Origin of the sequence: Enterococcus sp. AZ101 (genome assembly GCF_050499005.1) — a bacterium.
GTDB lineage: Bacteria > Bacillota > Bacilli > Lactobacillales > Enterococcaceae > Enterococcus_L > Enterococcus_L ureilyticus.
Window position 1 is genome coordinate 744,966 of sequence record NZ_JBMHEZ010000001.1, and the last position, 12,561, is coordinate 757,526.

The window sequence follows — 12,561 nt, forward strand, 5'->3', positions numbered from 1 at the left end:
AATTTTCGTAGTTTATGAAAACAAAAATTAATTGAGGTGGATGTTTTGTCTAACAAAAAAGTCGCTGGTACTATTATGCTGAATCTAAATGATGGTTCAAAAAAGTTTCTTGTTCATCCTGATGGTGAGTCAATGGCGTTTGTGACAACAAAAGTTTCTGAAGATATGACCGGATTGGCGAGTATGTTACAATTTTTTAAAGAAGAAATTCAACTAGATGTTACTTCAATTAATTTAGTCGAGTTAACAAATGCACATACAGATGCTGAAAATATGCCTTTATTTGTATTTGAAATGAACGAAGAACATATGAATTCTACGAACAATGATAGTTACGTGTGGGAAAAACCATCTGAATTAAAAAATTTACTAGCTTCTTATGATATTCAAGGAGTACCAATGTTTTAACATTAAATAGTTACATAATAATAAAAGGCACTGTGGTGACCTCTTTTATTTCAGAGTTTAAAAAACAGGACAAAGCAATCATGTTTTGTTCTTTTTTTTTACAAAAGTATATATAGATAGGAAGAAGTAAAGAATGCAACTAAAGAAAGTCACTAAGACAGAAACGAAAATAGCACTATCTATATTAAAAGAAAGTGCGGAATGGTTACAAGAAATAGGGAGTGATCAGTGGTCTGATATTTTACAGGGAGAAGATAAGCATGGTTTAGCCGAAGCTGTCGAAAGAGGAGAAGTTTTTTTCTTCTATAATAATAAGAACCAATTAGCAGGAATGGTAGCCGCATGGAAAAATCCAACTGCATGGGACAAATTACTTTGGCAAGAGTATGACCCTAAGCAATTTGCTTACTATCTCCATCGCGTAATCATTCGGCCAAACTATAGAGGTAGTGGTTATGGAAAAGAATTGTTGACTGAGTTGAAACTAAAATTTAAAACAGAAGTATCAGAACTACGTTTAGATTGTTTAGCACGTAATCAAAAGCTTATTCAGTTCTATCTTGGAAATGAATTTGTTAATATAGGAAGTGCAAGTGATTTATATGGAAATGAATTCGAACTATTTTCATATAAATTATAAAAATAGTCTGGAAAAAAAACAGTAAATAAGTGTAAATTGAAATATGAAACTATATTTGTAGTGTAAAGGCGAAAATGAATCGAAGAGTTATACAAATACAAAAAATTCTTTTTGATTTTTTTCAAAATAATGGTTGACCAATAAAGAAAAACTTGTTATATTATATCTTGTCGCAAGGCACTAATGAAACACGCCGAACGATAGAAATAACATAACATCCTAACGGGTGAAAAAAACTTTAGGAATCAGAAAAATTATTGTTGACAAATGATAACTGACCTGATAAACTAATGAAGTTGTCTCAGAAACGAGCGGCAATGAAAAAGAAATAAAATAACAATTCAGGTTTTAAAAAAACTTGGAAAATCAGGAAAAGTTGTTGACAAATAACAACAAACCTGATAAACTAATGAAGTTGTCGGCGAAACATTTGATAACATCAAGCAGAAAAAAACTTTGAAACTTTTGAATAAAAGTGTTGACATCAAATCAAAGATTTGATATGATATAAAAGTTGCTGCGAGGTAACACAGTAGACCTTTGAAAACTGAACAAAGTAAGACGAACCAAATGTGTAGGTTGTTTTTACAACGGTAAAAACAAACAACAATTTTTAACAAGCAAGCAATATGCTAGCAACCAAATGAGCTTATCGATCGCAAGATCGTGTTCAACTTTTATTATGAGAGTTTGATCCTGGCTCAGGACGAACGCTGGCGGCGTGCCTAATACATGCAAGTCGAACGCTTCTTTTCTACCGAGTGCTTGCACTCATTTGAAAAGAAGAGTGGCGGACGGGTGAGTAACACGTGGGTAACCTACCCATCAGAGGGGGATAACACTTGGAAACAGGTGCTAATACCGCATAATAGTCGACACCGCATGGTGTTGATTTGAAAGACGCTTTCGGGTGTCACTGATGGATGGACCCGCGGTGCATTAGCTAGTTGGTGAGGTAACGGCTCACCAAGGCCATGATGCATAGCCGACCTGAGAGGGTGATCGGCCACACTGGGACTGAGACACGGCCCAGACTCCTACGGGAGGCAGCAGTAGGGAATCTTCGGCAATGGACGAAAGTCTGACCGAGCAACGCCGCGTGAGTGAAGAAGGTTTTCGGATCGTAAAACTCTGTTGTTAGAGAAGAACAAGTAGGAGAGTAACTGCTCTTACCTTGACGGTATCTAACCAGAAAGCCACGGCTAACTACGTGCCAGCAGCCGCGGTAATACGTAGGTGGCAAGCGTTGTCCGGATTTATTGGGCGTAAAGCGAGCGCAGGCGGTTTCTTAAGTCTGATGTGAAAGCCCCCGGCTCAACCGGGGAGGGTCATTGGAAACTGGGAGACTTGAGTGCAGAAGAGGAGAGTGGAATTCCATGTGTAGCGGTGAAATGCGTAGATATATGGAGGAACACCAGTGGCGAAGGCGACTCTCTGGTCTGTAACTGACGCTGAGGCTCGAAAGCGTGGGGAGCAAACAGGATTAGATACCCTGGTAGTCCACGCCGTAAACGATGAGTGCTAAGTGTTGGAGGGTTTCCGCCCTTCAGTGCTGCAGCTAACGCATTAAGCACTCCGCCTGGGGAGTACGACCGCAAGGTTGAAACTCAAAGGAATTGACGGGGGCCCGCACAAGCGGTGGAGCATGTGGTTTAATTCGAAGCAACGCGAAGAACCTTACCAGGTCTTGACATCCTTTGACCACTCGAGAGATCGAGCTTTCCCTTCGGGGACAAAGTGACAGGTGGTGCATGGTTGTCGTCAGCTCGTGTCGTGAGATGTTGGGTTAAGTCCCGCAACGAGCGCAACCCTTATTGTTAGTTGCCATCATTCAGTTGGGCACTCTAGCGAGACTGCCGGTGACAAACCGGAGGAAGGTGGGGATGACGTCAAATCATCATGCCCCTTATGACCTGGGCTACACACGTGCTACAATGGGAAGTACAACGAGTCGCTAGGCCGCGAGGTCATGCAAATCTCTTAAAGCTTCTCTCAGTTCGGATTGTAGGCTGCAACTCGCCTACATGAAGCCGGAATCGCTAGTAATCGCGGATCAGCACGCCGCGGTGAATACGTTCCCGGGCCTTGTACACACCGCCCGTCACACCACGAAAGTTTGTAACACCCGAAGTCGGTGAGGTAACCCTTGTGGAGCCAGCCGCCTAAGGTGGGATAGATGATTGGGGTGAAGTCGTAACAAGGTAGCCGTATCGGAAGGTGCGGCTGGATCACCTCCTTTCTAAGGAATATTACGGAAACTTACACATTCGTCGACACTTTGTTCAGTTTTGAGAGGTTTACTCTCATTTTAATAAGTACCACGGGGCCTTAGCTCAGCTGGGAGAGCGCCTGCTTTGCACGCAGGAGGTCAGCGGTTCGATCCCGCTAGGCTCCATTAGTAACCAATGGTTACTAATTATTGTTCATTGAAAACTGGATATTGAAGTAAAAAAGTAATCAAAACAAACCGAGAACACCGCGTTGAAGAGTTAATTAACTGTTCGAAGCTTATTTTATTGGTGACGCCTCTATCGCTAGAGAAACGAACCAAACAATTGACCGTAAGGTCATAAGGTTAAGTGAATAAGGGCGCACGGTGGATGCCTTGGCATTAGGAGCCGATGAAGGACGGGACTAACACCGATATGCTTTGGGGAGCTGTAAGTGAGCTATGATCCAGAGATTTCCGAATGGGGAAACCCAACATCTTTTATAGGATGTTACTTTCCAGTGAATACATAGCTGGTTAGAGGTAGACGCAGAGAACTGAAACATCTTAGTACCTGCAGGAAGAGAAAGAAAATTCGATTCCCTGAGTAGCGGCGAGCGAAACGGGAAGAGCCCAAACCAACAAGCTTGCTTGTTGGGGTTGTAGGACTCCGTTGTGGTAGTCTGTCAAGATAGTCGAAGAACCTGGAAAGGTTCGCCAAAGTGGGTAATAGCCCCGTAGACGAAATGTTGGCAACACCTAGGAGGATCCTGAGTACGGCGGAACACGAGAAATTCCGTCGGAATCCGCGGGGACCATCCCGCAAGGCTAAATACTCCCTAATGACCGATAGTGAACCAGTACCGTGAGGGAAAGGTGAAAAGCACCCCGGAAGGGGAGTGAAATAGATCCTGAAACCGTGTGCCTACAACAAGTCAAAGCCCGTTAATGGGTAATGGCGTGCCTTTTGTAGAATGAACCGGCGAGTTACGATTGCATGCGAGGTTAAGGTGAAGAGCCGGAGCCGCAGCGAAAGCGAGTCTGAATAGGGCGAATGAGTATGTAGTCGTAGACCCGAAACCATGTGATCTACCCATGGCCAGGTTGAAGGTGTGGTAAAACGCACTGGAGGACCGAACCCACGTACGTTGAAAAGTGCGGGGATGAGCTGTGGGTAGCGGAGAAATTCCAAACGAACTTGGAGATAGCTGGTTCTCTCCGAAATAGCTTTAGGGCTAGCGTCGAAGTTAAGAATGATGGAGGTAGAGCACTGTTTGGACTAGGGGCCCATCTCGGGTTACCGAATTCAGATAAACTCCGAATGCCATTCATTCATATTCGGCAGTCAGACTGCGAGTGATAAGATCCGTAGTCGAAAGGGAAACAGCCCAGACCACCAGCTAAGGTCCCAAAATATATGTTAAGTGGAAAAGGATGTGGGGTTGCACAGACAACTAGGATGTTGGCTCAGAAGCAGCCACCATTTAAAGAGTGCGTAATAGCTCACTAGTCGAGTGACCCTGCGCCGAAAATGTACCGGGGCTAAACATATTACCGAAGCTGTGGATCACACCTCTGGTGTGATGGTAGGAGAGCGTTCTAAGGGCGTCGAAGCTAGATCGTGAGGACTAGTGGAGCGCTTAGAAGTGAGAATGCCGGTATGAGTAGCGAAAGACGGGTGAGAATCCCGTCCACCGTATGACTAAGGTTTCCTGGGGAAGGCTCGTCCGCCCAGGGTTAGTCGGGACCTAAGCCGAGGCCGAAAGGCGTAGGCGATGGACAACAGGTTGATATTCCTGTACCAGTTGTTTTTGTTTGAGCAATGGAGGGACGCAGGAGGCTAAGGAATGCATGCGACTGGAAGTGCATGTCCAAGCAGTAAGTCTTGAGTAGAGTCAAATGCTTTACTCTGTACGGACAAGCTGTGATGGGGAGGGAAATAATAGTACCGAAGTTCCTGATGTCACACTGTCAAGAAAAGCTTCTAGTGAGAAAACAACTGCCCGTACCGTAAACCGACACAGGTAGTCGAGGAGAGTATCCTAAGGTGAGCGAGCGAACTCTCGTTAAGGAACTCGGCAAAATGACCCCGTAACTTCGGGAGAAGGGGTGCTGACTTCGGTCAGCCGCAGTGAATAGGCCCAAGCGACTGTTTATCAAAAACACAGGTCTCTGCAAAATCGAAAGATGAAGTATAGGGGCTGACGCCTGCCCGGTGCTGGAAGGTTAAGAGGATGGGTTAGCTTCGGCGAAGCTCAGAATTGAAGCCCCAGTAAACGGCGGCCGTAACTATAACGGTCCTAAGGTAGCGAAATTCCTTGTCGGGTAAGTTCCGACCCGCACGAAAGGCGTAACGATTTGGGCACTGTCTCAACGAGAGACTCGGTGAAATTTTAGTACCTGTGAAGATGCAGGTTACCCGCGACAGGACGGAAAGACCCCATGGAGCTTTACTGTAGCTTGATATTGAGTGTTTGTACCACATGTACAGGATAGGTAGGAGCCGATGAACCCGGAACGCTAGTTTCGGTGGAGGCGCTGGTGGGATACTACCCTTGTGTTATGAACCCTCTAACCCGCACCACTTATCGTGGTGGGAGACAGTGTCAGGTGGGCAGTTTGACTGGGGCGGTCGCCTCCTAAAGAGTAACGGAGGCGCCCAAAGGTTCCCTCAGAATGGTTGGAAATCATTCGCAGAGTGTAAAGGCAGAAGGGAGCTTGACTGCGAGACTTACAAGTCGAGCAGGGACGAAAGTCGGGCTTAGTGATCCGGTGGTTCCGCATGGAAGGGCCATCGCTCAACGGATAAAAGCTACCCTGGGGATAACAGGCTTATCTCCCCCAAGAGTCCACATCGACGGGGAGGTTTGGCACCTCGATGTCGGCTCGTCGCATCCTGGGGCTGTAGTCGGTCCCAAGGGTTGGGCTGTTCGCCCATTAAAGCGGCACGCGAGCTGGGTTCAGAACGTCGTGAGACAGTTCGGTCCCTATCCGTCGCGGGCGTTGGAAATTTGAGAGGAGCTGTCCTTAGTACGAGAGGACCGGGATGGACTTACCGCTGGTGTACCAGTTGTTCTGCCAAGGGCATTGCTGGGTAGCTATGTAGGGAAGGGATAAACGCTGAAAGCATCTAAGTGTGAAGCCCACCTCAAGATGAGATTTCCCATTTCTTTAAGAAAGTAAGACCCCTCAGAGATGATGAGGTAGATAGGTTGGAAGTGGAAGTGCAGTGATGTACGGAGCGGACCAATACTAATCGGTCGAGGACTTAACCAAAGAAACGAAATAAAAAAGTTTTTCGGAATGTTTGATTCTATTACTTCAATCCAGTTTTGAGTGAATAATCACTCAACTAAATAGCAACAACACCCAGTGTGGTGGCGATAGCGAGAAGGATACACCTGTTCCCATGCCGAACACAGAAGTTAAGCTTCTTAGCGCCGATTGTAGTGAAGGGTTTCCCTTTGTGAGAGTAGGACGTCGCCACGCTAATTATTCCGGCATAGCTCAGTTGGTAGTAGCGCATGACTGTTAATCATGATGTCGTAGGTTCGAGTCCTACTGCCGGAGTAAAAGAACGAAGACTGAATAAGTTTTCGTTCTTTTTTGTTTTATAGTAAAATAAATTTTATTATTTGATAGAATTAATAATAAATGGAATTATGAGATAGTAAAGTTGCTTACTTTTATCTAACAGTTTTGTCATATGAAGCATCTATTTTATGGAATAATGGCTTTCCTACGCTGTTTTTTGATATAATAAATGTAAGCTGAGTGAACTAAGACTTTAGAATGAGTAAGGTCTCTTTAACCTATGGTATAATAACTTAAATAAGTTAGGAGTGGCAACGTGAAGGTTTTATTATATTTTGAAGGTGAAAAAATATTAGCGAAGTCTGGAATAGGACGCGCGTTAGACCATCAGAAGCGGGCACTCTCTGAAGTTGGGATAGAGTATACATTAGACGCTGATTGTACAGATTATGATATTTTACATATTAATACTTATGGAATCAACAGCCATAACATGGTAAATAAAGCTAAAAAATTAGGTAAGAAAGTTATTTATCATGCCCATTCAACCGAAGAAGATTTTAGAAATTCATTTATTGGTTCCAATCAAATTTCTCCTTTAGTTAAAAAATACTTAGTGAGCTTATATTCTAAAGCAGATTATTTGATTACACCTACACCGTATTCAAAGGACTTATTAAAAGGTTATGGCATAACTGTTCCGATTGTTTCAATTTCTAATGGAATCGATTTGAAACGATTTGAGCGCTCAGAAGAAAAAGAATCAAAATTTAGAGAGTACTTTAAGATTGAAAAGGAACAAAAAGTAATTATTTGTGTAGGTTTATATTTTGAAAGAAAAGGCATTATTGATTTTGTTGCATTAGCTAGAAAATTTCCTAATTACCGATTTATCTGGTTTGGGCACACGCCTATGTACTCAATACCTAAAAACATTCGCACGATCGTAAAAGAAGAACATCCTGAAAACGTAGAGTTCCCAGGTTATATCAAGGGTGATATTATTGAAGGAGCTTATTCCGCAGCTGATTTATTTTTCTTCCCCTCTTATGAGGAAACAGAAGGAATCGTTATATTAGAGGCGCTAGCAAGTAAACAGCAGGTTCTAGTAAGAGATATCCCAGTATATAAAGGCTGGCTTGAAAATAAAGTAAACTGTTATATGGGGCATTCTAATGAAGAATTTACTTATTTGATTAAAGCACTTGTTAATGATGAAATTCCAAATACCTGTCAAGCAGGTTACAATGTTGCACAGGAAAAAAGTATTGAACGAATTGGTCATGAGCTAAAAAAAGTTTATGAAAAAGTTCTAAGTATTGATATAGTAGAACAAAAAGAACAAATGCAACAAAAGAATTAGAAATTAATGGAGGGGAACAAGGTGAAATTTGGTTTCTTTACAGATACATATTTTCCCCAAGTTAGTGGGGTTGCAACATCTATTAAAACACTTAAAGAAGAATTAGAACAAAAGGGACACGAAGTTTATATTTTTACGACGACAGATCCTAATGCAAAAGAATTTGAGGAAGATGTCATTCGAATGCCTAGTGTTCCTTTTGTTTCATTCAAAGATCGCAGGATTGTTGTAAGAGGTATGTGGTACGCCTATTTGATTGCTAAAGAGTTGGATTTAGACTTAATTCATACTCATACTGAGTTTGGGGCTGGATTATTAGGTAAGATGGTCGGTAAAAAGCTTAAAATTCCTGTTATTCATACGTACCATACGATGTATGAAGATTATTTACACTATATTGCAAATGGAAAAGTTGTACGTCCTACACATGTTAAATATTTTTCTCGTTTTTTTGCAAATCATACAACGGGAGTAGTTTGTCCAAGTGAAAGAGTAATTGATAAGTTAAAAGAATATGGTGTGACATCACCAATGAGGATCATTCCGACCGGTATTGATATCCAAAAATTTGAAAGACCCGATATTACAATCCAAATGAAAAAAGCGCTTCGTAAAGAATTAGGATTAACAGACGATAGTTTGATGTTATTATCTTTGAGTCGCATTTCATACGAAAAAAATATTCAAGCAATTGTAACAGGATTACCAACTATTTTTGAACGCTTTCCAAATGCTCGCTTTGTGATTGTAGGAGATGGTCCTTACGTAGGTAAGCTTCGCTATTTGGGTGAAGAATTAGGTATAGGAGATAAGATTCAATTTATTGGTGAGGTACCGAATGATCAAGTAGCCATTTACTATAAGGCTGCAGATTATTTCGTTAGTGCTTCGACCTCAGAAACGCAAGGCTTGACTTATACTGAAGCAATGGCTTCAGGTGTTCCATGTATTGTTGAAGGAAATGCATATTTGAATAATTTATTTGATCATGAAAGTTTGGGAAGAACGTTTAAAACCGATGCTGATTTTGCTTCAACCTTCATAGAGTATGTTGAGGCGGAAATCCCATCGAATGAAGCTATTTTAAAAGAAAAGCTTTATGAGATATCTGCAACTCATTTTGGTAATGTGATGGTTGAATTTTATGAAGACATGATCAAATACTACGACCAACGTACTTTGGAAAAAGATACTGCGGCTTCTATTGAACGAATCAAAGTGAAATTTACCTCATTAAGAAAATAAATGTTAAAACTTCTTATCTTAGTTTATACTAAGATAAGAAGTTTTTATTATACTAAGAGGAGGAGTATCATTATGCCGCAAATTGGATTCATTGGAACAGGTGTCATGGGTGCTGCAATTGTTAGAAATATGATGAGGCAAGGACTAGAGGTAAATGTCTATAATCGAACCAAGAGTAAAACAGATGAATTAGTAAAAGCTGGCGCTCTTTGGAAAGATACACCGGCAGCAATTACCGCAAGTAGTGATATCATTTTTACAATGGTGGGGTTTCCAAAAGAGGTCGAAGCAATTTATTTTGAAGCAAATGGTATTTTCTCAGTGAATATTACAGATAAGATAATTGTTGACTTAACTACAAGTACGCCAACATTAGCTGAGAAAATAGCATTAAAGGCTAGTGAATTGGGTGGTATAGCGTTAGATGCACCCGTATCTGGAGGAGATTTAGGAGCTAAAAATGGTACATTGACGATCATGGTTGGTGGCGATCAGACAGCCTATGAGCAAGTGTTACCTATTTTTAAAACATTTGGAAAAACGTTTGCTTTACATGGTGCTTCTGGTAAAGGACAGCATACTAAAATGGCGAATCAAATTATGATTGCTGGTACCATGACTGGTATGACAGAAATGATGGTTTATGCTAACAAAGCTGGCTTAAATCTGGATAAGGTAATTGAAACTTTGTCGGGAGGAAGCGCAGCAAATTGGTCATTGAGTAATTATAGTCCGAGAATATTAAAAGAAGATTATTCTCCTGGCTTTTTTGTAAAACATTTTATAAAAGATTTAAAAATTGCCTTAGATGAAGCTGAGAAAATGGATCTTGAATTACCAGCGACTCGATTGGCAACAGAACTCTATGAAAAGCTTGCGAATGAAGGCTTTGAGAACGATGGGACGCAGGCTTTGATCAAGCTTTGGTGGGGAGATGGAAAGCAGCCTGTAGTCAAAAATTAAAGAACAGCAAAAAAATTAAAAAAAATGACGAAATATCATGCAAGAACGACAATGTTTTGATACAATGGTACAGAACTAGTTTTTAAAGGGAGGCCCATTTATGAAACATTCACAACTTGTGGCGATTATCAAGCGACTTGAAGCGATGACTGAAGCTACAGATAACGAAATTCAAGTTCGTCGTTTTGAACGTGAGGGTGCAGAAAAATGCATCGTAAACTATGATAAATCAACTGAAACGTTTGAATTAACTGAAACAGATTCTCAACAAAGTTATCAATTTGATAATATTGATATTGTTGCGATGGAAATTTATGATTTAATTCAATAATTAGCAAATTTCAGTCTGTATTTAACAAAAATTAATGACAATAATCAAAAATCCTGTGGCGTACAATTTTGTGCGCCACAGGATTTTTTTCTTATATCACCCAGAGTTCGATCAAACTTAATTGTGTCTGATTACTATATTCAATACTATTTCAGTAATATGGCAAGAATGGTTCCCAATTCTCATGAGTTTAGAGTTTCTTAAATTGCAAATATTTTGATAGTCAAACTAAAATAGATGATAACCAATTCAGTCCAATCTATTAAGTGTTTTTGAAAGGTTGTTTTTTTTAGAGTAAGAGAATGTATTTATGGATTAAGAAAAATTAAAAATTTAATATTTTACTTGCAATATTTTTTCATATGCGATATAGTTTGAACATCAAATGATTTGATAATCAAAGTATATGGATGGTGCACACACATGGAACCTAATTTAGAAACAGTCAATGATTATCTTGTCAGTGTCTTTAATGATATTTTGACGATCGAAGAATCTGAATTGAAAAAATCACAATTCAACGACTTGTCCATTACTGAGATGCATACAATAGAGGCAATCGGAATGTATAAGAAGAAAACTTCTTCTGAAGTCGCTAAAGAGTTATCGATCACTGTAGGAACTCTGACCGTAGCAATCAATAATCTAGTAAAAAAAGGATATGTTGAGCGCATACGAAGTGAAGATGATCGTCGGGTAGTTAAGTTAGGTTTGACTAAAAAAGGGAAATTACTTTTTCGTGTCCATCAGCACTTCCATAAAGAAATGGTTAGACGGATTTTAAATGGAATGGATAAAGCAGAAGAAAAAGCTTTATTGAAAGCATTGAAGAATCTTCACGACTTCTTAAAGGAATACAAATAAAAGTGAGGAACAAGATGAACCAATATGCAAAAATAACTTGTACGAGCCGATATGTTCCTGAAAATCCCGTATCAAATCATCAACTTTCAACGATGATGGATACATCAGATGAATGGATATCTAGCCGGACTGGAATAAAGTCGAGAAATATAGTTACTGACGAAAATACGTCAGACTTGTGCATTGAAGTGGCCAATAAATTATTAGAAAAATCTGGTAAGTCAGCTGCTGATTTAGATTTTATTCTAGTAGCAACGATGACTCCAGACTATGGGACACCTTCTGTCGCTTGTCAAGTTCAAGGTAGCATCTCTGCAACACAAGCTTTTGCCTTTGATATCAGTGCTGCTTGTAGTGGTTTTGTTTATGCTTTGAGCATGGGTGAAAAATTGATCCGTACAGGAAAAAAATTAGGTATGGTCATTGGTGGAGAAACTTTATCTAAAGTACTTGATTGGAATGATCGTAGTACAGCTGTTTTGTTTGGTGATGGAGCAGCCGGAGTTTTACTAGAAGCAAGTACTGAAGAACATTTTCTAAATGAAAAGCTACAAGCTGATGGTCAGCGTGCAAACTCGCTTACTTCTGGTTACTTAAAAAATAAGAGCCCTTTTTATACGGGAAGTAGTGAGACTAGTGTACATCTACAAATGACTGGTAGAGATATTTATGATTTTTCCTTGAGTGATGTGACGAATAATATTCGAGAAATCATAGAAGAAGACGTTGATTTTTTATTACTGCATCAAGCAAATAAGCGAATCATTGAAAAAATATCGAAAAAACTAAAAGTCCCAAGAGAAAAATTTTTAACAAATATGGAGTATAATGGAAACACTTCTGCGGCAAGCATCCCTTTATTACTGGATGAATCAGTAGAAAGCGGAGTGCTTCAACTAGGCTCTAAACAAAAAATTGTGTTAACAGGCTACGGCGGCGGTTTAACGTGGGGTTCGATCCTCTTAACGCTGTGAGAACTGTGACTATATAAACTAAAAAAGAAA

At 40.4% G+C, this 12,561-nt stretch carries 8 protein-coding genes, 2 tRNA genes and 3 rRNA genes; all 13 read left to right on the forward strand.

What is annotated here, in order from left to right; genetic code table 11:
* The first annotated feature begins 36 nt into the window (after positions 1-36).
* Positions 37-408, forward strand: coding sequence for a hypothetical protein (locus IGJ50_RS03445; RefSeq protein WP_204638612.1), 372 nt, complete (start codon positions 37-39; stop codon positions 406-408).
* A gap of 133 nt (positions 409-541) precedes the next feature.
* The gene (locus IGJ50_RS03450) at positions 542-1,048 is read left to right on the forward strand and encodes a GNAT family N-acetyltransferase (RefSeq protein WP_069639107.1); all 507 of its coding nucleotides are present in this window, start codon (positions 542-544) and stop codon (positions 1,046-1,048) included.
* Between the two features lie 678 nt (positions 1,049-1,726).
* Positions 1,727-3,287, forward strand: a 16S ribosomal RNA gene (locus tag IGJ50_RS03455).
* An 83-nt stretch (positions 3,288-3,370) separates the two neighbouring features.
* Positions 3,371-3,443, forward strand: a tRNA-Ala gene (locus tag IGJ50_RS03460).
* A gap of 178 nt (positions 3,444-3,621) precedes the next feature.
* Positions 3,622-6,533, forward strand: a 23S ribosomal RNA gene (locus tag IGJ50_RS03465).
* A 97-nt stretch (positions 6,534-6,630) separates the two neighbouring features.
* Positions 6,631-6,746, forward strand: a 5S ribosomal RNA gene (gene rrf / locus IGJ50_RS03470).
* Together the 16S, 23S and 5S rRNA genes with 2 tRNA genes alongside form the textbook arrangement of a ribosomal RNA operon.
* Positions 6,747-6,753: 7 nt before the next feature.
* Positions 6,754-6,827 (forward strand) — tRNA-Asn (locus IGJ50_RS03475).
* 280 nt (positions 6,828-7,107) lie between these two features.
* Positions 7,108-8,154: a glycosyltransferase gene (locus IGJ50_RS03480; protein ID WP_069640081.1), complete on the forward strand. Its 1,047-nt coding sequence runs from the start codon at positions 7,108-7,110 to the stop codon at positions 8,152-8,154.
* Between the two features lie 21 nt (positions 8,155-8,175).
* Positions 8,176-9,399, forward strand: coding sequence for a glycosyltransferase family 4 protein (locus tag IGJ50_RS03485; RefSeq protein ID WP_429948919.1), 1,224 nt, complete (start codon positions 8,176-8,178; stop codon positions 9,397-9,399).
* Positions 9,400-9,471: 72 nt separating this feature from the next.
* The gene (locus IGJ50_RS03490) at positions 9,472-10,362 is read left to right on the forward strand and encodes an NAD(P)-dependent oxidoreductase (protein WP_069640083.1); all 891 of its coding nucleotides are present in this window, start codon (positions 9,472-9,474) and stop codon (positions 10,360-10,362) included.
* A gap of 100 nt (positions 10,363-10,462) precedes the next feature.
* Positions 10,463-10,693: a YkuJ family protein gene (locus IGJ50_RS03495; RefSeq protein WP_010773374.1), complete on the forward strand. Its 231-nt coding sequence runs from the start codon at positions 10,463-10,465 to the stop codon at positions 10,691-10,693.
* Between the two features lie 423 nt (positions 10,694-11,116).
* Positions 11,117-11,557 carry a fatty acid biosynthesis transcriptional regulator FabT gene (gene fabT, locus IGJ50_RS03500; protein ID WP_069640084.1) on the forward strand — a complete coding sequence of 147 codons (441 nt, stop codon included), beginning with the start codon at positions 11,117-11,119 and terminating at the stop codon, positions 11,555-11,557.
* A gap of 14 nt (positions 11,558-11,571) precedes the next feature.
* On the forward strand, positions 11,572-12,531 hold the full coding sequence (locus IGJ50_RS03505) for a beta-ketoacyl-ACP synthase III (protein ID WP_069640085.1): 960 nt from the start codon (positions 11,572-11,574) through the stop codon (positions 12,529-12,531).
* Positions 12,532-12,561 lie beyond the last annotated feature (30 nt).

What these genes read in the sequence shown, in the direction of transcription:
- IGJ50_RS03450 (WP_069639107.1), top strand. Translation starts at nt 542, where the DNA reads ATGCAACTAAAGAAAGTCACTAAGACAGAAACGAAAATAGCACTATCT.
- IGJ50_RS03490 (WP_069640083.1), top strand. Translation starts at nt 9,472, where the DNA reads ATGCCGCAAATTGGATTCATTGGAACAGGTGTCATGGGTGCTGCAATT.
- IGJ50_RS03495 (WP_010773374.1), top strand. Translation starts at nt 10,463, where the DNA reads ATGAAACATTCACAACTTGTGGCGATTATCAAGCGACTTGAAGCGATG.
- fabT (WP_069640084.1), top strand. Translation starts at nt 11,117, where the DNA reads ATGGAACCTAATTTAGAAACAGTCAATGATTATCTTGTCAGTGTCTTT.
- IGJ50_RS03505 (WP_069640085.1), top strand. Translation starts at nt 11,572, where the DNA reads ATGAACCAATATGCAAAAATAACTTGTACGAGCCGATATGTTCCTGAA.